The sequence below is a fragment of the Paenibacillus sp. RC84 genome (assembly GCF_041260495.1).
In the GTDB taxonomy this organism is placed as follows: Bacteria; Bacillota; Bacilli; order Paenibacillales; family NBRC-103111; genus Paenibacillus_F.
The window spans coordinates 763,568-788,548 of the sequence record NZ_JBGBYL010000001.1; the positions used below are offsets into that span (position 1 = coordinate 763,568).

Here is a 24,981-nt window from a genome sequence, read left to right on the forward strand (position 1 = left end):
GGGGGAGCAAACGACATGTCTAATGAAAGAACTTTTAACGTAGCAGTAGTCGGCGCAACCGGCGCCGTCGGAGAACAAATTATCCGCTTACTCGATGAACGCAATTTCCCCATTAAGGAATTAAAATTTCTTTCGTCCCCGCGCTCCGCGGGTACGAAAATTCGTTTCAAAGACAGAGACATCACGGTTGAAGCGGCAACGCCGGACAGCTTTAAAGGGGTAGACATCGCCCTGTTCAGCGCAGGCGGCGACGTGAGTAAAGAACTCGCTCCGATTGCGGCTGCCGGCGGTACGATCTGTATCGACAACACGAATGCCTTCCGTATGGATCCGGAAACACCGCTTGTCGTGCCCGAAGTTAACATTGAAGAGGTTCACAAGCATAAAGGCATTATCGCCAACCCTAACTGCTCCACGATTCAAATGGTGGCTGCCCTGAAGCCTCTCTATGATCGTTTCGGCATCTCCAAAATCATCGTATCTACATACCAAGCCGTATCCGGAGCAGGCAGCAAAGCGATTGATGAGATGCTTCGCCAATCCCGTGAAGCGTTGGCGGGCAATCCGGTGAACCCGGACATTTTGCCGGTCGGTTCCCTTCCCGTTAAACATCAGATTGCGTTCAATGCGATCCCGCAGATTGATAAGTTTCTGGATAACGGGTTTACAAATGAAGAAATGAAAATGATTAACGAAACGAAGAAGATTATGAACGACGAATCCCTTGAAGTTACGGCAACCTGCGTACGGATTCCCGTCGTATACGGTCACTCCGAATCGGTTTACGTGGAATTGAAGGAAGACTTCGAGCTAGAAGAAGTGCGCAGCCTTCTTGCGGACGCACCGGGTATCGTACTCCTTGACAATCCGCAGGAGCAGCAGTACCCGCTTGCAACCGAAGCGGCAGGTCAACTGGAAACGTTCGTAGGGCGTGTACGCCGTGATCTTCACAACAAACGCGCGCTTAACCTGTGGATCGTATCCGATAACCTGCTGAAGGGCGCTGCCTGGAATGCGGTACAGATCGCGGAATATTTTGCACAGAACAAGTAAACTCACACAATCGGCATCGTCATCAGACGGTGCCGATTGCTCGCATCATGATTAAACATCGACAAGAAAGCGAATAGGAAAAGAGGGAAGGATATGCGTATTCGAGTTCAGAAATTTGGCGGCACTTCCCTGTCCACGCCTGAAGCCAGAAAACATGTGCTGGAACATATCCAAGCTGCGCGCAGCGAGGATTGTCAGCTTGTCGTGGTTGTATCTGCGATGGGGCGGCAGGGAGAGCCTTATGCTACCGATACTCTGCTCGGTTTGATCCGGCAGAATGGAGACCAGCTTCCTGCAAGGGAGAGGGATTTGTTGATGTGCTGCGGAGAATGGATTTCCGCAGCCAATTTGTGCAGCCTGATTCAAGCGGAAGGCATTCCGGCGGTCGTTCTGACAGGCGGCCAGGCGGGGATCGAAACGAATGACGCCTACGGCAATGCCCAGATTGTTTCGGTTCAGCCGAAGCGGATTCTGGAGCATCTGGACCGGGGCGAGGTCGTAATTGTCGCCGGGTTCCAGGGGCAGACGGCCGATCATGAGTTTACGACACTCGGACGGGGAGGAAGCGACACGTCCGCCACGGCGATCGGCGGGGCGCTTAAGGCCGAAGTCGTGGACATTTTTACCGACGTCAACGGAATTCTGACAGCGGATCCGCGCATCGTGGAAGACGCTAGGCCCTTAACGCGCGTAAGTTATGCGGAAATTTGCAACATGGCCCATAACGGCGCCAAAGTGATTCATCCGCGTGCGGTGGAAGTGGCGATGCAGGCGAATGTCCCGGTCCGGGTACGTTCTACTTTCTCCAAAGAGGAAGGCACGCTCGTGACCAATCCCGATTCCTTGTACGGCGCGGAGAAACGGGTCGAAGACCGCCACGTGACAGGGATCGCCCATTTCGGGAACATTACACAAATTCAAGTTCCAGCGGCCGAAGGCCAATACGACCTTCAGCTTCAAGTGTTTAAAACGATGGCGCAGCACAGCATCAGCGTCGATTTTATTAACGTAAATCCTTCGGGGGTTGTTTATACGGTATTTGACCACGTAGCGGAAAAAGCGCTTGAACTGCTGCGCGGGCTCGGCTATAAACCCACTTCACTGAGTGGATGCGCTAAAGTGTCCGTCATCGGGGGCGGTATGAACGGTGTTCCCGGCGTTATGGCCAAGATCGTCGAGGCGCTTACGGAAGAGAACATCCGAATTCTGCAATCCGCGGACTCCAACACCACCATCTGGTGCCTGATACACGGGGAAGATATGGTTAGCGCAGTAAGAGCACTTCATAAATCGTTCCAACTGCATAAATAGGCAAAAAGCACACGTAGGAGGCGGGAATTTTGGACTTCGGAAGAGTAATTACAGCGATGGTAACTCCCTTAAACGAACAGCTGGAAATCGATTGGGATCAGGTAGGCCCCCTGGTCGATTACCTGATTGACGAGCAGGGCAGCGAAGGGCTGGTTGTTTGCGGAACGACCGGCGAATCGCCGACCCTGACGGACGAAGAGAAGCTGAGGATGATTGAAGCCGTCGTCAAGCATGCGAACGGACGGTGCAAGGTTATTGCGGGAACCGGCAGCAACAACACGAATCACACGATCGAGTTATCGCGGGAAGCGGCCAAGCTGGGCGTAGATGCGATCCTGCTCGTCGCTCCTTACTATAACAAGCCCAGCCAGGAAGGCTTGTATCAGCATTTCAAAGCCGTCGCCGAAGCCGTCGATGTGCCGATTATCTTGTACAACGTTCCCGGCCGCTCCATTGTCAACATTGATGCGGATACGACTATCAGGCTCTCCCGCGTACCGAACATCGTAGCTACCAAAGACTGTTCCGGTACCGACCAGCTGACGATCGTAGCCGCCGGAGCGGCCGAGGGCTTTACGGTATACAGCGGCGACGACAGCATGACACTTCCCGCGCTGGCCGTCGGCTGTCACGGCATAATCAGCGTAGCGAGCCATGTTGTCGGCAAAGAGATGCAGGAGCTTGTTGAAGCGTATACATCGGGTGACGTTAAGCGCGCGGCTCAGCTCAACGCGAAGCTGCTCCCGGTATTTACCGGTTTATTCTGTGCCCCGAGTCCCGCTCCGGTTAAGTACGCCCTTAATCTGAAAGGCGTGAACACAGGCAGCGTCCGTCTTCCTCTTGTCGATTTAAGTGAGCAGGAGCAGGCTTTCGTGGCATCGCTGTTCTAATCCAATCGCAAAAATTTCCTTATTACGACCGGTGCCGCCTGGCATCGGTTTTGTCATTTTAGGAGAGACTACAAATCATATACGCACCAACTTGTAATCGGGTAGATCTTTCCTGTATAATGGTGGCAAGTGACTGGTTCGGTTTCATTATAAAAATCGTCGTCAAATGAATTCAAGGAGGTTACTTTTTTGTCTAAGAAAAATAACGATAAAGTTCTGATTTTTGCCCTTGGCGGCGTGGGTGAAATCGGTAAAAATATGTATGTGGTGCAGTATGCGAATGATATTGTGGTTATCGACAGCGGTTTGAAGTTTCCTGAGGAAGATATGCTTGGAATCGACATTGTCATTCCGGATATCAACTACCTGCTCGAGAATAAGGACAAAGTCCGCGGCATTGTGCTGACTCACGGCCATGAAGACCATATCGGAGGGTTGCCTTACGTACTTCGGCACTTGAATGTGCCTGTTTACGGTACGCGGCTTACCCTTGGGCTTGTGGAAAATAAGCTGAGAGAAGCGAATCTGCTTGGCGAAACCAAGCGGATTCTGATCAATGCGGATTCCGAGCTTAATTTGGGAACGATTACAGCCACGTTCTTCAAAACCAACCACAGCATTCCGGATTCCGTCGGGGTTGCTCTTGAAACTCCCGAAGGAGTCGTCGTGCACACCGGAGACTTTAAATTCGACCAGACACCGGTTAATGATCAATATGCTGACCTGCACCGGATGGCCGAGATCGGAAAGAAAGGCGTACTGGCCCTTCTTTCCGACAGCACAAATGCCGAGAAACCCGGATTTACGGGTTCTGAGAAAAGCGTCGGCGTTACTATCGAGGAAGTATTCCGCAAAGCCAAGCAGCGCGTAGTTATCGCGACTTTCGCTTCGAACATTCACCGTGTTCAGCAGGTTATCGACGCAGCTGAGGCTACCCGCCGTAAAGTTACGGTAATCGGGCGGAGTATGGTTAACGTGGTGTCGATCGCTTCGGAACTCGGATATCTCCGCGTTCCGGACGGCATGCTGATTGAACCTGAAGAGGTAAACCGTATGGCGGCCGACCGCGTGGTCGTTCTCTGTACGGGCAGCCAAGGGGAGCCGATGTCGGCTTTGACCCGTATGGCTCGCTCCACTCATCGTAAAGTGGACATTCTTCCAGGCGATACGGTAATCATTGCAGCTACTCCTATTCCGGGTAACGAGCGCTATGTCGGCCGTACGGTAGACGAACTGTTCCGTTTGGGTGCGGACGTCATCTACGGACCGGGTTCCAAGACGGGCGTACACGTTTCCGGACACGGAAGCCAGGAAGAGCTCAAGCTTATGCTGAACCTCATGAAGCCGAAATATTTTATTCCGATTCACGGGGAATACCGCATGCTTCGTCTTCACGGTCAACTTGCCGAATCCGTCGGAGTGGACCAAGAAGATATCTTCATTCTGGATAACGGGGACACCGTTGAAATCCAGGGTGGTGTAGCTCGTAAGGGTGCAAGAATTCAGGCAGGCAACATTTTGATTGATGGACTGGGTGTCGGAGATGTAGGCAACATCGTCCTGCGCGACAGAAAGCTTCTTTCTCAAGACGGCATTCTGGTCGTTGTCGTGACACTAAGCAAACAGGATGGGACCATTCTTTCCGGTCCGGACATCATTTCCCGCGGCTTTGTATATGTCCGCGAATCCGAAGGTTTATTGGACGAAGCGAATCGTATCGTGACGAGTACGCTGAATAAATTAATGAATGATAACGTAAATGAATGGGCGTCTTTAAAAACACATGTGAAAGACGCGCTTGGACGATTTTTATATGAACAAACCAGAAGAAGACCAATGATTCTTCCGATTATCATGGAAGTTTAGTCTCTCAAACTAGTCACTTAACCCAACCGAAACCAAAGCTCTCTCCATAGCCGGAGAGGGCTTTTTTAAATGCTTCCAGACCTCATTCATCGCTGCCTGAGAAGAGGGTGAATAAAGTAATAGCGTTCCTGCCCACACTAACCTCGATGATTCAATTAGGAGGAATAGCCATGGGAAACGGAAATCGATATAAAGGACAACAGAATAGACCTCCCTACACGGGAGCAAGTGTATCCTCGGAGCGCTATGCAGGCAGAAACGAATATCCGTTTCAGCAGGCGAACGCGAATGTTTCAGCGGGCAGCGGCGGCTCTTTGAACAGAGGAAACGGATACGGCGGTCAACAGGGGGCCGGACAGAGTACTTCTGCTGAAGCGGGGAATACATACTCCGCCTACTCCGGCGGGCCTCAAAGAGGCGCCTACGGACAGGTGACAGCCAATCCCTTTAACCAGGCAACGTCGTACGGCTTCAGGCAAAACGATTCCTCCTACACAGCGGAAGAAACGGCTAACGATGCCGATAACGTTACGCTGCAGCAGGTTCATTTTGAAGAGCTAGGAGAGGGTGCGGCTGCGCTTAGAGCCGACGCTTCCGTTACAAGCGACTACAACTCGCGTCCTCAGGCGCCTTTTCCCGGACCGGCTCCTTTCAACGAGCCGCCCTCTTTCAGAAGCGAAGAGCAGCCCACGGAGGAACAGAAGAAGCTGGCAGCGGTAGAAACAATCCAGCAGCTCGGGCAAATCAACACGCCGGCCGGTGAGTCGAATATCTACTGCATGAGCATCATCGGTCAGGTGGAAGGGCATATCGTACTGCCGCCGCAAAACAAAACGACGAAATACGAGCACCTGATTCCTCAACTCGTAGCTGCCGAACAAAATCCGAAAATCGAGGGAGTCCTCGTTATTCTGAACACGGTTGGCGGCGACGTGGAAGCGGGGCTTGCTATCGCCGAGATGCTTGCAACGATTTCGAAACCTACGGTTACCCTTGTACTGGGCGGCGGGCATAGCATCGGTGTGCCGATCGCGGTAAGCTCGAACCGTTCTTTTATCGCCGAGACGGCCACCATGACGATTCATCCGATCCGTCTGACGGGACTTGTCATCGGTGTGCTGCAGACGTTTGAATACCTGGAGAAAATGCAGGAGAGGGTAACCCGTTTTGTCACGAAGCATTCCAAAATCTCCGAAGAGCAGTTCAAGGAGCTTATGTTCAAAACGGGCGAGCTCACCAGAGACATCGGAACTACGGTTATCGGCCAAGACGCCGTTAAATACGGGTTGATCGATGAAGTGGGAGGGATCGGGCAGGCAATCGCCGAACTGAACCGCAGAATCGAGGAACGCCGAGGTTCCCGGGGAGGCGGAACGGCATGACCCACTACACGATCCTGCCGGATGAAGTCGTTTACGAAGGCTGGGATGAATACGAACCCCGCTTCCGGGATGTTGAAATCAGCGGCATCCTGATGCAGGTGGAAGCTGTCGATGAGAGCCGGGTGCGGATTGTGCGGCTTTACAGCTCGGAGCCAAAACATTACTTAAATCCGCTTTTTACGCCAGGAAGTCTAATTAATTACGTGCCTGCCCCGCAAGGGATCTAGGCACTGCCGCCCGTGTTCCGCCTACCGAAACTGTGGTATAATGATTTATCGGAGGTGGAATAGAGTGGCAAAACGCCGTAAGAAAAGCAAGACGGTCAAGACTAATCTCATGTTTGAGCTGTACGGTATTTTAATCCTGATTTTCTCGGTGATTGCGCTGGCCAGAGAAGGTCATGTGGGACGTTCGTTTCATTACGTTTGCCGCTTTTTCATCGGTACGTGGGATTTTCTGATCCCGCTGATCTGTATATACATAGCACTGCATGTTATGGTGAAGCGTTCCTGGCCCTCACGATGGACAACCCGCAAAACCGGGGTTTTGTTAATTGTGACGGGTCTTCTTGTCATGAATCATATTAATTTATTCCAAGCTCTTTTTCCAAAAGGCAACTACGAGGCCACAACGATTCTGTCCGTGACATGGGAAGCTCTGAAGCAGGGTCTGCAGCCCGCAAACGGCAAAATTCTTTTGAACGATGTGGGCGGAGGGATGATCGGAGCGATTGTCTACAGCCTGCTGTATTTTTTGTTCGACAACATGGGTGCGCGACTTGTACAGTTCGCTTTATTCGCCATCGGGCTCATTCTGGTTACGAACTTGTCTTACGTGGAAGCCGTTCAAAAGCTGCGCGCGCGCGTGAAACGCTTTTTTACTTTGCTGGAAAAGAAATTCCAGAATATGCAGCGCGGCAAAGGCAGATCTTCCTCCGCGGTTAAAACCAAAGGGAAAGCTGCCGTTTCCGCGAGCAAAAGCGAACGAACCTACAAAGAGCCTGACTTTCCTTATGACGACGAATTCGACGAGGAAGTATACCGCCCGGATCCCAAGAGGAAGAAACCCCGTTTCCTTCAGCTGTTAAAACAGCCCGGTCCGCAGCAGGATGACGATCGGGACGAGGACGATTTGGCGGTTTCGGGCGCCGCCGGCGGTTATCCCGAGGAGAAAGTCGTATACAAGGTCGATTCCGATAGAGATCCGGCAGCGCTGAACATGAACGATGAACCTCAAGCCGACCGGGAGTTTTCCACCGTTTTCCGGGACTTTCAAGAGCAGGTGCAGAAGGAAGAAAAGGTCGTACCCTCCTCTCCGGTAACGGCAGGTACGGTAGGACCCGCAGCATTGGCTGTGAGCGCTAAAGCGGCCCCTTCCGCAAACGGAGAGCAGATTCCGGCCGATGAGCAGCTTGAAACTGCGGATGACCTTCAGCTGGTTGACACAGCCGTGCCGCCGGTTCTCCCGCCTTACGACCTGCCGTCTTTGACGCTTCTTACGAAACCGGCGGCGGGCAAGGGCTCCGAGATGGCGGATTACAAGGCCAACGCCCGCAAGCTCGAAGCCACGCTGGAAAGCTTCGGCGTGCGTGCGAAGGTGCTGGAAGTCGTCCGCGGACCTGCGGTGACCCGGTATGAAATTCAGCCCGACGTAGGGGTGAAGGTGAGCCGGATCGTCAGTCTGACGGATGACATCGCGCTGGCCCTGGCCGCCAAAGATATCCGGATGGAAGCGCCGATTCCCGGCAAATCCGCCATCGGTATCGAAGTGCCTAATTCCGAAGTATCCGTCGTTACGATGCGCGAGGTGATGGAAACTTCCGCCTTCCAGGAAGCCAGTTCCAGATTGTCCGTTACTTTGGGCAGGGATATTTCCGGACAGCCGATCGTCGGCAACCTGGCGAAGATGCCCCACCTGCTTGTAGCCGGTGCTACAGGTTCGGGTAAATCCGTCTGTATCAACGGAATTATTACGAGCATCCTTTACAAGGCTAAGCCCAACGAAGTCAAGTTCCTGATGGTCGATCCCAAAATGGTCGAACTTAATGTGTATAACGGGATTCCACATCTCATGGCTCCGGTCGTCACCGATCCGCGAAGGGCGTCTCTTGCCCTGAAAAAGGTCGTCGTCGAGATGGAGAAGAGGTACGAGCTTTTCTCCAAGAGCGGTACGCGGAATATCGAGGGCTACAATGCCATGCTCATTGAAAACGGTACGGAAGCGCCCCTTCCGTACATTGTGGTCATCGTGGACGAGCTGGCCGATCTGATGATGGTGGCTGCCAACGATGTGGAAGACGCCATCTGCCGGCTGGCTCAGATGGCGCGCGCCGCAGGCATCCATCTGATTATTGCGACCCAGCGCCCGTCCGTGGATGTCATCACCGGCGTTATTAAAGCGAATATTCCTTCGCGGATCGCCTTCGGGGTATCTTCTCAGGTAGACTCCCGGACGATTTTGGACATGGTGGGGGCCGAGAAGCTTCTCGGCCGCGGCGACATGCTATACCTGCCTGTCGGAGCCTCCAAGCCCGTCCGTGTTCAGGGAGCTTTCCTTTCCGATCAGGAGGTCGAGACGGTAGTCAACTTCGTCCGGACTCAACAGGAAGCGAATTACCGGGAAGATATGGTGCCTCAGGTGGAAGAGCAGCCGGAGCAGCAGGACGAGTTCGGGGACGAACTCTACGATCAGGCCGTTCAGATTGTCATCGAAGCCAAGCAGGCTTCGGCGTCTCTGCTTCAACGGCGGATGCGCATCGGCTATGCGCGCGCGGGACGGCTCATCGATTCGATGGAATCCAATGGGATCGTCGGGCCGCATGAAGGAAGCAAGCCGCGTGAAGTCCTTATTTCACTGGAGCAATTCCAGCACAATCGCATGAGTTCCTGATCCAAGTTCAAGGACGCCCTGCCGGGTTTACGGCAGGGTGTTTTTCTTGCATAGAACGTTTCCTCCTTTCTCATAATAATCACTAACAGCCAGTCATCATGAGAGAAAGGTTGATAATGGAGCATGAATAAACGCATGAACAAACGTTTGATCGCCATCACGGTTTGCGTCGTATTTACGCTGTTTGCGGCTCTGCAGATTAAGCAGAACTTCACGACCGAAGCTACATTCAGCAAAAATCTCATCAGTTATGGAGCCAAAGGCTCCGATGTCAATGAGCTGCAGGGAAGGCTCAAGTTTCTCGGATTTTACACGGGAACTGTAGACGGCGATTACGGCTGGAGAACACTCCGGTCCGTAAAATGGTTTCAAAGCGAGTTCGGTTTGAAAGTGGACGGCCATGTGGGCCCCAAAACCAAGCTTAAACTGTGGGAAGCGACGAAGAACTGGAAGCCGACCGCGCCTGAAGCCGCCAATACAGGTAAAGCGGCAGGCCAGGCTAACCAGGGCAATCAAGGCGGCACGGCCGCTTCCGGATCGAATCTGACGCCGACGACGCACAAAGGATTTTCCAAATCCGACCTCGATCTGATGGCTAACGCCGTTTACGGCGAATCCCGCGGCGAGCCTTACATCGGTCAGGTGGCCGTTGCGGCGGTCATTCTGAACCGGGTGGACTCGGCCAGCTTCCCGAATACCGTATCCGGCGTCATTTTCCAGCCCGGTGCTTTTACCGCTGTTGCGGACGGCCAAATCTGGCTTACGCCAAATGAAACCGCCAAAAAAGCAGTCCGGGATGCCATCAACGGCATGGACCCTACCGGCGGCTGCGAATATTATTTTAACCCCGAAACGGCTACGTCCAAATGGATTTGGACGCGCCCGCAGGTGAAAACCATCGGCAAGCATATTTTCTGCAAATAACCTGAACTGAACAGAACGACAGAGGAAGTGACCGCTCGGTTGCTTCTTCTGTTTATGAAGGAATATAATGGGTATAGCCATTTGGAGAACCGAATAGTTTAGACCCAAGACGGTTGTGAAGGGAGAACGACAGCATTGAGCACCCAACAGTTTGAACGGAGTACACTGCGTCAGATAAGGCTGCATGTACTGCCTACAGATCGCTATAAAACATTCGCCATTTCCGCTTACATAGGACGTCCTCTTTCCGAGGAAGACGTAACGCAGACGGCATTGGTCCCTTTTGTTCTGAGAAGGGGAACGGAAAGTTATCCCGAAACGAAGCAGTTCCGAGAGCATCTCGACGATCTCTATGGAGCGGGCTTCGGTTTTGACATTTACAAGCGCGGAGACTACCAGATCGTTCAATTCCGCATGGATGTCATTAACGACCGGTTTGTATCGTCCCCGGAATCTCTTTTGGAGAAAGCCCTTTCGTTTCTGGGTGAAGCCATCACGAAACCGGCAGCCGAAGGAGACGCTTTCCTCTCCAAGTATGTGGAGTCCGAGAAGGAAACGCTGCGCAAACGGATCGAGTCCATTATTAACGATAAAATCCGCTTCGCCGCCGAACGCTGTATGGCCGAAATGTGCAAAGGGGAGCCGTATCGGCTGCATCCGCTGGGCGAGCTGAAAGATATTCCCGCTTCCACCCCTGAATCCCTATTTGCCTATTTCAAAAAATGGCTGGCCGAAGCGCCTATCGACCTGTATGTGGTCGGCAATACGACGCTCCAGGAAGTCGAGAACATCGTGAGCCGTTCTTTCCGGCTGGAGAGGGAGGAGAATCCCGTCTACACGCGCACCGTGCCTCAGCGCCGGACAGGGGAGACTAACGTCGTGGTGGAACGATTCCCCGTCACGCAGGGCAAGCTGAACATGGGCCTGCGCACTCCCGTTACGTACGGAGACGATGCGTATCCCGCCGCACTTATGTATAACGGCATTCTGGGCGGATATCCCCATTCCAAGCTGTTCTTGAATGTGCGCGAAAGGGCGAGCCTCGCTTACTATGCTTCTTCCCGTCTTGACGGGCACAAAGGCATCCTGACGATCCAATCGGGCATCGAGATGCAGAATTACGAGAAAGCGGTTGACATTATCCGCAAGCAGCTGGAAGACATGAGAACCGGCTTTATCAGCGATATCGAGCTCAGTCAGACAAGAGCGATGATAGCCAACCAACTGCGGGAAATGCAGGATTCCGCCTTCGAACAGATCGCCTTTGATTTCAATGCCGTTCTTTCGGGCAAAGAACGTACCGTTCAAGAGCTGATCGACGGAGTGACGAACACAAGCATCGCAGAGATTCAGCAGGCCGCCGAGGGAGTATTCCTGGACACCATCTATTTCTTGAGGGATGAAAAGGAGGAAGCCAAGTGAACGTCATTCCCTATCCTCACTTAAACGAAACTTTGTACGAAGAAAAGCTTCCGAACGGCCTTCACGTATACGTGCTGCCTAAGGAAGGCTTCCAAAAAACGTACGCGACGTTTTCCACCCGCTACGGGTCGATCGATAACCATTTTCAAGTGGAGGGCGGGCCCGAAATCCGCGTGCCGGACGGGATTGCCCATTTTCTGGAGCATAAAATGTTCGAGGAGCCTACCGGCGATGTTTTCGCCACGTTTGCATCCCGCGGAGCTTCCGCGAACGCATTTACGAGCTTCGAGAGGACGGTCTATCTCTTTTCGGCTACGGGCCGGATTATGGAGAACATCACAACCCTGATCGATTTTGTTCAGAATCCTTATTTTACCGAAGAAAACGTCGAGAAGGAAAAGGGCATCATCGGGCAGGAAATCAACATGTACCGAGACAATCCGGACTGGAGAGCGTACTACGGCCTGATCGAGGCTTTGTACAGCAAACACCCGGTGCGGATCGACATCGCGGGCACCATCCCGTCCATTACCGAAATTACCAAGGATATGTTGTACGACTGCTATCACACGTTCTATCACCCGAGCAACATGACGGTCTTTATCGCGGGCGGCGTGAATCCCGAGGAAGTGATTTCGCATATCCGGGCGAATCAGGCGGCCAAAACATTCAAACCTCAGGGGGAAATCCGCCGGTTTTTCGAATCGGAGCCGGAAGCCGTCGAGACGGAACGCAAGGAAACGCTCCTGCCGGTATCGCTGCCTAAATGCCTGTTCGGGTTTAAAGAAAAAGCTCTGCATGAAGAAGGGGACGCGATCCTCAAACGAGAGCTTACGACGAAACTTGTGCTGGAAGTCCTGCTGGGCTCAAGCTCCCCGATTTACCAGAAGCTGTACAATGAAGGGCTCATCTCGGACAATTTCAGTCATGAGTACAACTCGTCTCCGGAGTACGCGTTTTCCGCGATGGGCGGGGATACGAAAGATCCGGATCTGCTGCTGAGCAGAATCCGTGAAGAGCTGGACCGTGCGAAAACGGAAGGGCTGGACGAAGAAGCTTTCGAAAGAAGCCGCAGAAAAAAAATCGGCGGATTTCTACGGATGCTGAATTCCCCCGAAGCGATCACGAACGAATTTACCCGGTACCTGTTTAAGGGCGCCGATATGTTTGACATTTTAAAAACGTACGAATCCATCACCAAGGATGAGGCGGAGTCCAGACTTCGTGAACATTTTGACTGGAGCCGCTTTGCCGTTTCGCTCGTGCGAAGCGAGCGTTCGTGACGGGGCTCCGGCCGTTTACCGAGCAGACGGTCCTCGTAACGGGCGGCAGCCGCGGAATCGGAGCGGCCATCGCCGAACGGTTCGCCAAGCTGGGCATGAACGTGGTGATCCATTACCTGCAGTCCCACGAATCCGCCAACGAAGTGGCGCGCCGCTGCATGAACCATGGAGCGAAGGTCATGACGGTGTGCGCGGATCTGAATTCGAAGGAACAGATTGTGGCTATGCGCGACAAAATGGAGCAGCGGGGCTTTATGCCCGATGTGCTGGTCAACAATGCGGGGATTTCCCACTACGGCCTGCTTTCCGATGTGACGGAAGAGGAGTGGGACCGTGTTATGAACATTAACCTGAAGGGCACGTTTCTGTGCAGCCAGCTCTTTATGGACGGAATGATCTCCCGGAAATACGGCCGCATTATTAACGTGTCTTCCATCTGGGGAATTTCGGGTGCGTCCTGCGAGGTTATCTATTCGACAGCAAAAGGCGGCATCAACGCGTTTACGAAAGCATTGGCCAAGGAACTGGCTCCTTCGGGCGTCACTGTAAACGCCGTTGCGCCCGGAGCGGTCGATACCGATATGATGTCCGGTTTCGACCACGCAGAGAAAGAAGCGATCGCGAGCGAAATACCGGCCGGCCGTTTTGCGGCGCCCGACGAAATCGCCTCGCTGGTGTATTTTCTGGCTTTGCCCGAGTCCGGCTACATTACCGGCCAGATTATCAGCCCCAACGGGGGCTGGCTGACTTGAAAGCGACCTGAGGTATTCCCTTAATTACCAAGGGTTTGGATAGCTTTCCGGGAATATTTGATTGTTCGGATGCAGATATTACAGGTGTTCCTCTCATCCTAACAAATCAAAGGAGGCCCGACCCATGTCTACGGTACTTACAGTGTTTGACAGATGGAAAGAATTTTTGGCTGAACGGGTGGACCAAGCCGAGAGAGCAGGCCTGAACGACGAGAAAATTTCTAAGCTTGCATTCCAGATCGGTGAGTTTCTGTCCGATAAAGTGGATCCGGAAAATCGCGAAGAGCGCCTGCTCAAAGAACTCTGGGATGCAGGTGACGAGAACGAGCGCAAGGTTATGGCACGTTTAATGGTCAAACTGGTGAATAAAGAGTAGAATAGATGATGTACATGCGAAAAGCCCCACTTCACTGCGGGGCTTTTCCATGCCATCATTTCAGGAAAGGATTCGGTATCATGAGTTTCTCGCGGGTAAAACTTGCACTTTTCCTGCCAGTCATCACGGTCATGCTTTCTTCATGCGGGACTCGCGGGCTTCCGACGATCACCGAACAGCAGCTGGCGTCCAAACATTCGGTTCTGGTCGTAACGGCCTCGGATGTGTCACAGGAAACGAAAACGAGCGTTGCGGCGGCACTCGCAAAATGGAGAAGCGGCAGCGGACTCACTTCGGAGTGGAAACAGGACGCGGCCTTTGACAGCGCTCTGGGCAAACAGCTCGAATCGAAACGCTATGATTATGTCGTTGTAATCGGCAGCAGTCTGGTTCCTCAAGCTTCGGCAGAGGCGGTCAGGCTCAAGAATCAGAAATTCTCCCTGCTTGCGGACCGTCTGGAAGATCCCGGTATGCAGGCGGAGAAGACGGCCCCTCCGAATACCGTTCTTCGCGGTGTAGATCATGCGATGATCGAACAGGCGATGAGCGGCTGGGTCAAAGAACAGGCGGACAAAAGAAAATCCATCGAATGGGTAACGAAATCTTCGGTTCCCATACCCTCAGGTTTATCCCCTTCCGGCTTATCCGGTCACACCGTAAACACGGACAGCAATCCCGAATGGTTCGACCAGCTGAAAAAACAGGCCGCCGAGCATCGTTCAAGCTGGATTATCCAGTATACGGCTCTTCAGAAAACGGATCAGCAGAAAATCAAATCGCTCGGAATTCCCGTCGTGCCGCTGGATCAATCTTTTGCCGTACAAGTGAATTGGGAAGCCGTTATGGCGCAGGAGCAGAACAGGATGATTCAAGGGGATTGGAAGCCGGGTATACAGACCTATTCTGCGGAAGAAATGAAACAAGTCGAATTTCTAAAAAAGTCGTAGTTACAAAGAAGTTGGCAGGACTTTGTCAAACGTTGTAGAATAATAACTCGGAATGTCTAATTCGTGCCATGGCAAATGAGGTGCTTACGTTTTGGAAATTAAAGAATGGTACATGGAATATCGAATACATAAGAACCGTCCGGGGCTTCTGGGGGATATCGCTTCCCTCATGGGGATGCTCGATATTAATATTGTGACGATCAACGGGGTGGAGGACCGCACACGCGGAATGCTTCTTCAAACCAACGATGATGAAAAAATCGAGTTAATGGGTAAAATGTTAAAAAAGGTGGATAATATCACCATAACCGCCTTCAGAACCCCAAAACTGGTTGATATTCTTGCCGTAAGACACGGCCGGTACATAGAACGCGACTCCGACGACCGGAAAACGTTTCGTTTCACAAGAGACGAACTCGGACTCCTGGTCGATTTTCTGGGCGAAGTATTCAAACGCGAGGGCAATCAGGTGATCGGACTCCGCGGAATGCCGCGCGTAGGCAAGACCGAGTCCATCATTGCAGGCAGCGTATGTTCGAACAAACGCTGGACATTTGTTTCGTCCACTTTGTTAAGACAGACCGTTCGCAGCCAGCTTTCGGAGGATGAGATGTCTATGAACAACGTTTTTATCATTGACGGAATCGTTTCAACTATCCGTTCCAATGAGAAACACTTCTCGCTGCTGCAGGAGATTATGGCTACGCCGTCTACCAAAGTAATCGAACATCCGGATATTTTTATCAAAGAGTCCCACTACACGTATAACGATTTCAATTACATCATCGAACTTCGCAACAGCCCGGACGAAGAAATCAACTATGACAGTTTTACGTATAACACAGAACCATTTTGAGGTTTTGTTCGTCTAAAAGGGAAGGACCCACTGAATTTACGGAGGTGAGAACATGTCGGAACTCGGTCAGCGATTGAAGCAGGCCCGATTGGAAAAGAGAATGTCTCTGGACGATTTACAGGAAGTTACGAAAATCAGAACCAGATACCTCGAAGCAATTGAAGAGGAAAATTATAAAGTTTTGCCCGGCAGTTTTTATGTGAGGGCGTTTATCAAAAGCTATGCGGAAGCGGTCGGTCTCGATCCGAACGAAGTTCTGAACATGTATCAGGGCACGGTTCCGGCAGCTCCGCCGGAGCCGACGGTCGAAACGATCCGCACACCGCGCCGGAGTTCAGCGAGAAGCACGGACAGACTCAGCAAGTGGGCATCCACCATTATGGTCGTTTCGTTCGTGCTGTTGATAGCGGCCATTGTGTATTATTTCGTCGTGGTTAACAACAAGGGAGGCAGCTCGGGCGCGATCAATGAGCCCAACAGGCTGACGGATACGGCGGATCCCAACGCGACGGCCGCTCCGAGTCCTGCTCCGGGCAACGGAGGGGGCACGACAGCCACAACTACGCCGTCTCCTACACCGACGCCTAGCGCGACCCCTACGCCGACTCCGACGCCTGCAGGCGCATTGACGCTTGTGAACAGCAGCAGCAGTCTGGACAATTACACGGCAGTAGGCGGTAAACTCGACATTACCGTGACGGCGGCAGGGACACAGTGCTGGTACAGAGTCGACAGTTTCCCGAACAACAGCAAGAAAATGGAGAAGCAGGGAACTCTGAAACAGGGCGAAACGGAGACGTTCTCCCTGACGACTACCGCACAGATTCGTGTAGGCGCGGCTAACGCCGCTAAAATCACCGTAAACGGGCAAGAGCTCAATGTCGGAGATGCCTCCAACCCTAAAAACATTAAAATCACGCTGCAGCCGCAGCCTTGACCGTGAACTTATCGGTGTAAATACGCAGGAGAGGACGAAGCCAAAATGAGTTCGGAAAGCTCTTTCGATATCGTATCCAAGCTGGATATGCAGGAATTAAACAATGCCATTACGCAGGCCAAGAGAGAAATCGAAACCCGTTTTGATTTCAAAGGCAGCAAGAGCGAGATCACATTGGAGAAAGAAGAACTCGTTCTTCTTTCGGACGACGATTTCAAGCTTCAGAACGTGATTGACATTCTTCACGCCAAGATGGCTAAACGAGGCATTGCCCTTAAAAATCTCGAATACGGCAAAATCGAGTCGGCTTCTTTGGGAACGGTCCGTCAGCGCGTTAAGCTGAAACAAGGAATCGAAGCGGATATCGCCAAGAAGATTAACATCATGATCCGTGATTCGAAGCTGAAGGTAAAGAGCCAGATTCAGGGAGATTCCATCCGTGTAACCGGCAAAAGCAGAGATGATTTGCAGAAAGTGATTCAAATGCTGAAAGGCGCCGATCTTCCTATCGATCTGCAGTTTGACAATTTCAGATAAATAAAGGCCCTCCGGAATCCCGGTTTTTCCCTCGGATATCGGAGGGTTTCCCTATTTTGACACTCGGATTAACGTTGTATTATACTTGTAACGATGGCTTTGCTACGACGTTTGGAGGTTTCAGCATGACGGAAAAGGTAAGGGTAGTAACGCTTGGATGTGAGAAAAATTTGGTGGATTCCGAGATCATGTCCGGACTGGTCGATCAGCGAGGGTACAGCGTGGTCGAGAACAACGAAGAAGCTACCGTGATTATTGTAAATACGTGCGGATTTATCGATGCCGCCAAAGAAGAATCGGTTACTACCATTCTGGATATGGCCGATCTCAAAAGAACCGGGAATTTGAAAGCGCTAATCGTTTCGGGGTGTCTGACACAGAGGTACAAAGAAGAATTGATGAAAGAAATGCCTGAGATTGACGGGATCGTGGGAACAGGCGATTTTCACAACATCAATGCCATTATTGACGAAGCCCTGAAAGGCAAAAAGCCGGTCTATGTCGGGAATCCGGTGTTTAACTATGAGCAAGCGCTTCCGCGCAAAGTTTCTACCCCCCGGTATACCGCATACGTCAAAATCGCGGAAGGCTGCGATAACGCCTGTACGTTCTGCTCCATTCCGATTATGAGGGGGAAATTCCGCAGCCGTTCGATGGAGTCCGTTATTTCGGAAGCGCGGCAATTGGCGTCGCAAGGGGTTAAAGAGGTCAGCCTCATCGCCCAGGATTCCACCAATTACGGAACGGATCTGTACGATAAGTTCATGCTTCCCGAGCTGCTCAATCGGGTGAGCGAAGTGGAAGGCATCGAATGGGTCAGGCTGCATTACGCCTATCCCGGATTTTTTACGGATGAGCTGATCGAAACGATGGCGGCCAATCCGAAGATTTGCAAATACATAGATATGCCGCTCCAGCACAGCTCCGACGCTATTCTCAAGCGGATGAGACGCCCCGGAAGAGATAAGGACGCCCGGGAACTTATTCTCAAAATACGCAAAAGAATGCCGGATGCGGCTTTGCGGACTTCGCTTATCGTCGGATTTCCGGGTGAAACGGAAGAAGATTTCGAACATCTTGTGCAGTTCGTAAAAGATGTCCAGTTCGACCGGCTCGGCGTTTTCACTTATTCGATGGAAGAAGACACACCGGCGTCACGCCTTCCCGGACAGGTGCCGGACGAGGTAAAAGAATACCGCGCGGCCGCTCTGATGGAGCTTCAGCGCGAAATATCCAACCGCCGCGGAGGCCGTAGACTGGGCGAAGCGGTAGATGTGCTTATCGAACGCTACGACGGCCGCAGCGACGTGTATATCGGCCGTTCCCAATACGATGCGCCGGAAATCGACGGGGAAGTTTTCGTAACCGGTAATAATATCGGAATAGGCGGCGTTGTAAAAGTGCGGGTTACCCACTCCTTTGAATTCGACCTCTCCGGGGAGGTAATCGCATAATGAATTTAGCGAACAAGATTACACTTGCCAGGATTTTTCTGGTGCCGATTATTATGTTTTTCCTTCTTGTGAACATCCAGTTTCCACATATTAAAATTCAAACGTTTTCCATCACGTACAACCAGATTATCGCGGCGCTAATTTTCATTATTGCGGCGAGCACCGACAGTCTGGACGGATACATCGCCCGCAAAAACAAACTGGTTACGAACCTCGGAAAGCTGCTGGATCCGCTGGCCGATAAATTGCTTGTAACCGCCGTTCTGGTGTCCCTCGTTGAAATGGATAAACTGGGCGCATGGATCGTGATCGTGATCATCAGCCGGGAATGGGCCGTGACCGGACTCAGGCAGATCGCTCTGCTGGAGGGGGCTGTTATTCAGGCGAGCAAATGGGGTAAAGCTAAAACAGCGGCACAAATCACAGCGATTATTGCGCTGCTCATCAACAACTTCCCGTTTGCGTTTATCAACGTTCCGTTCGATTTGATCGCAAGCTGGATTGCCGCGATCATCACGGTGTACTCCGGGCTCGATTACTTCATTAAAAATAAGCATGTGATTGATTTTTCCGAGAAAACACAGTAGATACTGTGTTTTCTTCGTCTCCGGGAACAAGCTGGGGGAGGTTTAGGGATAAATGCGGCTGTGAATGTAACCGGTATGTTCACGCCAACCATATAATGAGCTGGGCTTTTCGCCGGACAAGCGTACTGAATCGGACAAAAGACGGATTTGTCCGGCGTTCATTTTTCGGAAGTAAGAAACAACCCGACCGGCAAATGCAGCTCACATCATGCAAGTTTACATAAGCGAAGGAGGATCTACAGCATGAAAGCAGAATTGATTGCGGTCGGAACTGAGCTTCTGCTGGGGCAGATTTTAAATACGAATGCCCAGTACTTGGCGCAGGAATGCGCGATGCTCGGCATCGACTTGTACTTCCAGACCGTCGTAGGCGACAACCCCGCCCGCATTCGGGAAGCGTTGGAACAGGCCGGGAAACGGGCCGATCTGGTTATCACGACGGGAGGACTCGGTCCGACTCTGGACGATCTGACGAAGGATGTATTGGCCGATATGACCGGCCGCCGGCTCTATATAGACGAGATTTCCATGGCCAAGATCCGCGAGCTATTCGATTCGCAGGGGCTTCATATGGTCGAGAGCAATTCCAGGCAAGCGAACATGATCGAAGGAGCGGAGCCGCTTCCGAACGATACGGGATTGGCCGTGGGGCTGGGCCTGGATCACGAGGGGACCCGGTATCTGCTTCTTCCCGGCCCGCCGAAGGAAATGAAGCCGATGTTTGAGCGCTACGCCAAGGACTGGCTGAGCGGCCTTATAACCGATGAGATGCCTCTGTATTCGAAGATGCTCAAGTTTGCCGGGATAGGCGAGTCCTCCCTCGAGCATAAGCTGTTTGACCTCATCGAGAAACAGACCGATCCGACCATTGCCCCATATGCCAAGGAGGGCGAGGTGACGATACGTCTGGCGACGAAGGCGCACACGGAAGAAGAAGCTCTCCGCAAGATGGAACAGGTAGAGAAGGAAATCCGCAGCCGCGTAGGGGAACACTTATATGCGGAAGAGGATATTCCGATCGAGGAAGCGGTGCTCGCGATACTTCAATCCAGAAATCAGACCCTGACGACGGCTGAGAGCTGTTCCGGCGGACTCCTGAGTGATTTGATCACATCCATCCCGGGGCGTTCCTCGGTGTTTCTGGGCGGAGTCGTCTCTTATTCCAACGAAATGAAGCACAGTATGCTCGGCGTTCCTACGGAGCTGCTGGAAGGGGAGGACGCTCCCGGAGCGGTGAGCGCCGAAACGGCGGAAGCGATGGTGCGGGGCCTGCTGGAGCGCACACATGCGGATTATGCCGTATCCGTAACGGGAGTTGCCGGACCGACTACCTCAGAAGGCAAACCGATCGGGCTTGTCTATGTCGGAGTCGGCTGCAAGGACGGAGATATTCATGTTCAAAAGCTCCAGCTTCCCGGACTGCGGGAGACGATCAAGCTGCGCGCGGCCAAAACGGCTCTGCACCAGCTTTGGAAACTTGTAAAAGCGGACGGCTGATCGGCGTTTTTTGTTGAAAAACCGCAAATTTTAAGTTATAATGAAAGTATGTTAACGGAAGAACCGTAGCGAAGAATTTGTCTTTGCTGCGGTTTTTATTTTTTGCCGCGCAATGACCGAAAGGAGCGCCGTTCCCTTTAAATAAGAGAAGTTTTCTGTCCGAGTTCCTCACCGGGCGGCGATAGAGGGCTGTCACAAAAAAAACGAATGTATGTTCGAAAAAATACTTGGCAACGGGTGAAAAAGAAGGTATGATATACCTATAACAGTTGAAGGAAGTGAGTGTATTGTCAGATCGTCGTGCCGCATTAGAAATGGCATTGCGCCAAATTGAGAAGCAGTTTGGCAAGGGTTCGATCATGAAACTCGGAGAATCGACACACATGCAGGTGGAGACCATCCCCAGTGGTTCCCTTGCTTTGGATATAGCACTTGGAACCGGAGGTTTTCCTCGCGGTAGAATTATCGAAATCTATGGACCCGAATCTTCCGGTAAAACAACGGTCGCTCTTCACGCAATCGCGGAAGTGCAAAAGTCTGGCGGACAAGCCGCATTTATCGATGCGGAGCATGCTCTGGACCCGCTTTATGCAAGCAAGCTCGGCATTAATATTGACGAATTGCTTCTTTCCCAGCCGGACACAGGCGAGCAGGCGCTTGAAATCGCGGAAGCCCTTGTACGCAGTGGAGCGGTGGATATTATCGTTATCGACTCCGTTGCGGCTTTGGTTCCTAAGGCGGAAATCGAAGGCGAGATGGGGGATTCCCACGTCGGTCTTCAGGCCCGTCTGATGTCGCAAGCGCTGCGTAAGCTTTCCGGCGCCATCAACAAATCGAAGGTTATTGCCATCTTTATTAACCAATTGCGTGAGAAAGTCGGCGTTATGTTCGGTAACCCTGAAACAACTCCGGGCGGCCGCGCGTTGAAATTCTATTCGACCGTGCGTTTGGATGTTCGCCGTGTTGAAACGATTAAGCAGGGCAACGATATGGTCGGTAACCGTACCCGTGTCAAGGTCGTGAAGAACAAAGTTGCGCCTCCGTTCAAACAGGCCGATATTGACATTATGTACGGGGAAGGCATTTCCCGTGAAGGCAGTATCATCGATATCGGAACGGAACTGGATATCGTGAATAAGAGCGGCGCCTGGTACTCCTATAACGGCGACCGTCTCGGCCAAGGACGCGAGAACTCGAAGCAATTCCTCAAGGAAAACAAGGAAATTGCCGATGTTATTGAACAAAAAATCCGGGAAGCGAGCAATCTCACGAATGTAGTTCCTCCGGCAGGCGTGGATGTAGACGATCCGGACGAAGAACTGGCACTCTTTACGGAAGACGAAGAATAAGAACAAGGGCCGCCTCTTACGTACAGCGCAGGATGCGGCCTTGTTTTAGCTCCCTGGGGAGCTTTTCTTTGTTTATGGACCCGTAGGTGTCGAAAGGGGAAAGAGCTTATGAAAGACGAAACAGAAGCTTCCATCATTACAGGAATAGAACGGCAAAAGCGTAATAAGAAACGATACAATGTTTACGTCAACGATGAATATGCCTGCTCCGTGCATGAAGATATCTTGATCAAGAACCGTCTGCTCAAAGGGGAACAGATAGATGTGCAGCGCTTGCGGCAAGCGCTGGAGGAGGACGAGAAGCATGAAGCCTATCTGAAAGCGATCCGTTTCGTGGCGGTCAGGCCGAGATCTGTCCAGGAAGTAAAAATGAAGCTTAAGGACCTGGGCTACGAAGCCGACCTGATTGATTGGACGGTGGGCCGTCTATTGGAACAAAAGTACCTGGATGATGCCGATTTCGCAAAGCTTTGGACGGAACAGCGTATTCAATACCAGCGTAAAGGCCGAAATGCGGTCCGCTACGAGCTCGCCCAGAAAGGGCTTTCCCGGGACGAGATCTCCAAAGCGCTGTCTGCGGTCGACACGGAGGAAGAAATGGAAGGGGCCCTTATTGTGGGCCGCAAGAAATGGAAAACGGTGTCAGGCGAGAGGATGGACCGCAAAAGAAAAACGATGGCTTTTCTGCTTCGGAGGGGGTATCCGTCTTCGCTCGTTAACGATGTGATGCGCCGGCTTTCCGAAGAAGAGCTCGAAAATGAGGAATAGCTTCTCTGTGAAAGCGCACTCAGTCGCGGTTGACGAAGCCAATAGCTTGACAATGTTCTTTGTGAACAGATAAAATACAATTGTATATTTTCATAAAAAATCATCAGATTTTCTATGAGGTAACGGAAGCGATTTCCGCCAAGATTGCTTCTGCTCCATGCTGTTCCGAACAACCCCCGTTGTACGGACAAACAAACCGAACCATTTTCTAGCACGGAATGTGGTCCATACGGCTTGAACAAACGAATATCGGATTAAAAAAACCGAATCATCCCAAGCTAACACCTTGGAGGAACCAACGAGGAGGTGAACATGATGAATCCAATTATCTGGGTCCTGATCATTCTCGTTGTTGGCGTTATTTGCTTAGGGATTGGTTATTTTATCCGCAAGTCTCTTGCAGAAGCGAAAATTTCCAGTGCTGAAACTGCCGCTGCACAAATTGTAGAAAATGCCCGCAAAGAAGCGGAGGCACTGAAAAAAGAAACGGTATTGGAAGCCAAAGATGAAGTTCATAAGCTCCGGGCCGAAGCTGAAAAAGACATTCGTGAACGTCGAAATGAATCTCAACGACATGAAAGACGATTGTTGCAAAAAGAGGAGTCGCTGGATAAAAAATTAGAATCTCTTGAACGCAAAGAAGAGCAAGTCGCCAACAAAGAGAAGAGAATTGAAGAAACGCAGAATCAGATTGATGAGCTCTACCGCAAACAGGTTTCGGAACTCGAACGTATTTCCGGCATGACCATGGAAGAAGCGAAGACCATCATCCTATCCGGCGTTGAACAGGAAGTTCGTCATGAAACCGCACAACTTATTAAAGAAATAGAGCAGCAGGCCAAAGAAGAAGGCGACAAGAAAGCGCGTGAAATCATCACGCTCGCCATTCAGCGCTGCGCTGCCGACCATGTTGCCGAAACGACGGTATCTGTCGTAAGTCTTCCGAATGAAGAAATGAAAGGCCGGATTATCGGTCGTGAAGGCCGTAATATCCGAGCGCTTGAAACCTTGACGGGGATCGATCTTATTATCGACGATACTCCGGAAGCCGTTATTTTGTCCGGCTTCGATCCGATCCGCAGAGAAATCGCGCGGACCTCCCTTGAGAAGCTCGTGGCCGACGGACGTATCCATCCGGCTCGTATCGAAGAGATGGTGGAGAAGTCCCGCAAGGAAGTGGACGAGCGGATTCGCGAATATGGGGAGCAAGCTACGTTCGAAGTGGGCGTACACGGTCTGCATCCGGATCTGATCAAAATTCTGGGACGTCTCAAATTCCGTACAAGTTACGGACAGAACGTTCTCAAACACTCGATGGAAGTTGCTTATCTTTCCGGTTTGATGGCTGGAGAACTCGGCGAAGACGTGACATTGGCGAAACGTGCCGGGCTTCTGCATGACATCGGTAAAGCGCTTGACCACGAAGTGGAAGGGTCACACGTTGAAATCGGTGTTGAAATCGCCAAAAAGTACAAGGAACATCCTGTCGTTGTGAACAGTATCGCTTCCCACCACGGAGACGTGGAAGCGACCTCGGTTATCGCCATGCTCGTCGGAGCGGCGGACGCATTGTCTGCGGCCAGACCGGGAGCTCGCCGGGAAACGCTGGAAACCTATATCAAGCGTCTCGAGAAGCTTGAAGGCATCTCCGAATCGTTCGAAGGTGTGGAGAAATCTTACGCCATCCAAGCCGGACGTGAGGTTCGCGTCATGGTTCAACCGGAGAAAATCGACGATGCGGAAGCATTCAGACTTGCCCGCGATATTACGAAGAAGATCGAGAACGAGCTTGACTATCCCGGTCATATCAAAGTTACGGTCATTCGTGAAACCCGCGCGGTTGAATACGCCAAATAAAAGAAGTATACTTGTGAAAAGTGGCTGCGTAAGCCACTTTTCCT

General features: G+C 51.9%; 22 protein-coding genes. All 22 read left to right on the forward strand.

The genetic code is table 11. From position 1 onward, the window contains the following. The first annotated feature begins 15 nt into the window (after positions 1–15). The 22 genes from ABH899_RS03565 to rny all read left to right on the forward strand — a co-directional run bounded on the left by ABH899_RS03565 (position 16) and on the right by rny (position 24,937). Positions 16–1,053, forward strand: a complete 1,038-nt coding sequence (locus ABH899_RS03565; RefSeq protein WP_369994012.1) for an aspartate-semialdehyde dehydrogenase — start codon at positions 16–18, stop codon at positions 1,051–1,053. 93 nt (positions 1,054–1,146) lie between these two features. Next, positions 1,147–2,364 (forward strand): aspartate kinase, encoded by a 1,218-nt coding sequence (gene dapG / locus ABH899_RS03570; RefSeq protein WP_369994015.1) that lies wholly within the window; start codon positions 1,147–1,149, stop codon positions 2,362–2,364. Between the two features lie 29 nt (positions 2,365–2,393). Beyond that, positions 2,394–3,254, forward strand: a complete 861-nt coding sequence (dapA, locus tag ABH899_RS03575) for a 4-hydroxy-tetrahydrodipicolinate synthase (protein ID WP_369994017.1) — start codon at positions 2,394–2,396, stop codon at positions 3,252–3,254. A 189-nt stretch (positions 3,255–3,443) separates the two neighbouring features. Further along, positions 3,444–5,120: a ribonuclease J gene (locus ABH899_RS03580; protein ID WP_009674953.1), complete on the forward strand. Its 1,677-nt coding sequence runs from the start codon at positions 3,444–3,446 to the stop codon at positions 5,118–5,120. 707 nt (positions 5,121–5,827) lie between these two features. Further along, the gene (locus ABH899_RS03585) at positions 5,828–6,502 is read left to right on the forward strand and encodes a ClpP family protease (RefSeq protein WP_170318685.1); all 675 of its coding nucleotides are present in this window, start codon (positions 5,828–5,830) and stop codon (positions 6,500–6,502) included. Next, complete coding sequence (locus ABH899_RS03590) at positions 6,499–6,729, forward strand: YlzJ-like family protein (RefSeq protein ID WP_369994020.1); 231 nt, start codon at positions 6,499–6,501, stop codon at positions 6,727–6,729. The genes ABH899_RS03585 and ABH899_RS03590 overlap by 4 nt, the downstream gene beginning before the upstream one ends. Positions 6,730–6,793: 64 nt before the next feature. Next, a complete protein-coding gene (locus tag ABH899_RS03595; RefSeq protein WP_369994022.1) occupies positions 6,794–9,391 on the forward strand; it encodes an FtsK/SpoIIIE family DNA translocase in 2,598 nt (865 codons plus the stop codon). Between the two features lie 135 nt (positions 9,392–9,526). Then, positions 9,527–10,315: a spore cortex-lytic enzyme gene (gene sleB / locus ABH899_RS03600; RefSeq protein WP_009674938.1), complete on the forward strand. Its 789-nt coding sequence runs from the start codon at positions 9,527–9,529 to the stop codon at positions 10,313–10,315. A 135-nt stretch (positions 10,316–10,450) separates the two neighbouring features. Then, the gene (gene yfmF, locus ABH899_RS03605) at positions 10,451–11,737 is read left to right on the forward strand and encodes an EF-P 5-aminopentanol modification-associated protein YfmF (RefSeq protein ID WP_369994025.1); all 1,287 of its coding nucleotides are present in this window, start codon (positions 10,451–10,453) and stop codon (positions 11,735–11,737) included. Then, a complete protein-coding gene (yfmH, locus tag ABH899_RS03610) occupies positions 11,734–13,020 on the forward strand; it encodes an EF-P 5-aminopentanol modification-associated protein YfmH (protein ID WP_369994026.1) in 1,287 nt (428 codons plus the stop codon). The genes yfmF and yfmH overlap by 4 nt, the downstream gene beginning before the upstream one ends. Further along, a complete protein-coding gene (gene ymfI, locus ABH899_RS03615) occupies positions 13,017–13,772 on the forward strand; it encodes an elongation factor P 5-aminopentanone reductase (RefSeq protein WP_009674962.1) in 756 nt (251 codons plus the stop codon). The genes yfmH and ymfI overlap by 4 nt, the downstream gene beginning before the upstream one ends. Positions 13,773–13,896: 124 nt before the next feature. Then, positions 13,897–14,148 (forward strand): DUF3243 domain-containing protein, encoded by a 252-nt coding sequence (locus ABH899_RS03620; RefSeq protein ID WP_369994030.1) that lies wholly within the window; start codon positions 13,897–13,899, stop codon positions 14,146–14,148. Between the two features lie 80 nt (positions 14,149–14,228). After that, on the forward strand, positions 14,229–15,095 hold the full coding sequence (locus tag ABH899_RS03625) for a hypothetical protein (RefSeq protein ID WP_369994032.1): 867 nt from the start codon (positions 14,229–14,231) through the stop codon (positions 15,093–15,095). Positions 15,096–15,186: 91 nt separating this feature from the next. Further along, positions 15,187–15,951, forward strand: a complete 765-nt coding sequence (locus ABH899_RS03630; RefSeq protein ID WP_009674943.1) for a DUF3388 domain-containing protein — start codon at positions 15,187–15,189, stop codon at positions 15,949–15,951. 52 nt (positions 15,952–16,003) lie between these two features. Then, positions 16,004–16,888, forward strand: coding sequence for a helix-turn-helix domain-containing protein (locus tag ABH899_RS03635; RefSeq protein WP_009674965.1), 885 nt, complete (start codon positions 16,004–16,006; stop codon positions 16,886–16,888). Positions 16,889–16,933: 45 nt separating this feature from the next. Further along, positions 16,934–17,425 (forward strand): YajQ family cyclic di-GMP-binding protein, encoded by a 492-nt coding sequence (locus ABH899_RS03640; RefSeq protein WP_042233112.1) that lies wholly within the window; start codon positions 16,934–16,936, stop codon positions 17,423–17,425. Between the two features lie 125 nt (positions 17,426–17,550). After that, a complete protein-coding gene (rimO, locus tag ABH899_RS03645) occupies positions 17,551–18,879 on the forward strand; it encodes a 30S ribosomal protein S12 methylthiotransferase RimO (protein ID WP_218228538.1) in 1,329 nt (442 codons plus the stop codon). Beyond that, a complete protein-coding gene (gene pgsA / locus ABH899_RS03650) occupies positions 18,879–19,466 on the forward strand; it encodes a CDP-diacylglycerol--glycerol-3-phosphate 3-phosphatidyltransferase (protein ID WP_009674945.1) in 588 nt (195 codons plus the stop codon). Before rimO ends, pgsA begins: the two co-directional genes overlap by 1 nt. Positions 19,467–19,709: 243 nt before the next feature. Then, positions 19,710–20,963 (forward strand): competence/damage-inducible protein A, encoded by a 1,254-nt coding sequence (locus tag ABH899_RS03655; RefSeq protein ID WP_009674935.1) that lies wholly within the window; start codon positions 19,710–19,712, stop codon positions 20,961–20,963. A gap of 287 nt (positions 20,964–21,250) precedes the next feature. Next, positions 21,251–22,312: a recombinase RecA gene (recA, locus tag ABH899_RS03660; protein ID WP_016423447.1), complete on the forward strand. Its 1,062-nt coding sequence runs from the start codon at positions 21,251–21,253 to the stop codon at positions 22,310–22,312. Positions 22,313–22,420: 108 nt separating this feature from the next. After that, a complete protein-coding gene (locus ABH899_RS03665) occupies positions 22,421–23,080 on the forward strand; it encodes a RecX family transcriptional regulator (protein WP_369994035.1) in 660 nt (219 codons plus the stop codon). A gap of 312 nt (positions 23,081–23,392) precedes the next feature. Next, positions 23,393–24,937 carry a ribonuclease Y gene (gene rny, locus ABH899_RS03670; RefSeq protein WP_009674960.1) on the forward strand — a complete coding sequence of 515 codons (1,545 nt, stop codon included), beginning with the start codon at positions 23,393–23,395 and terminating at the stop codon, positions 24,935–24,937. Positions 24,938–24,981: the final 44 nt, after the last annotated feature.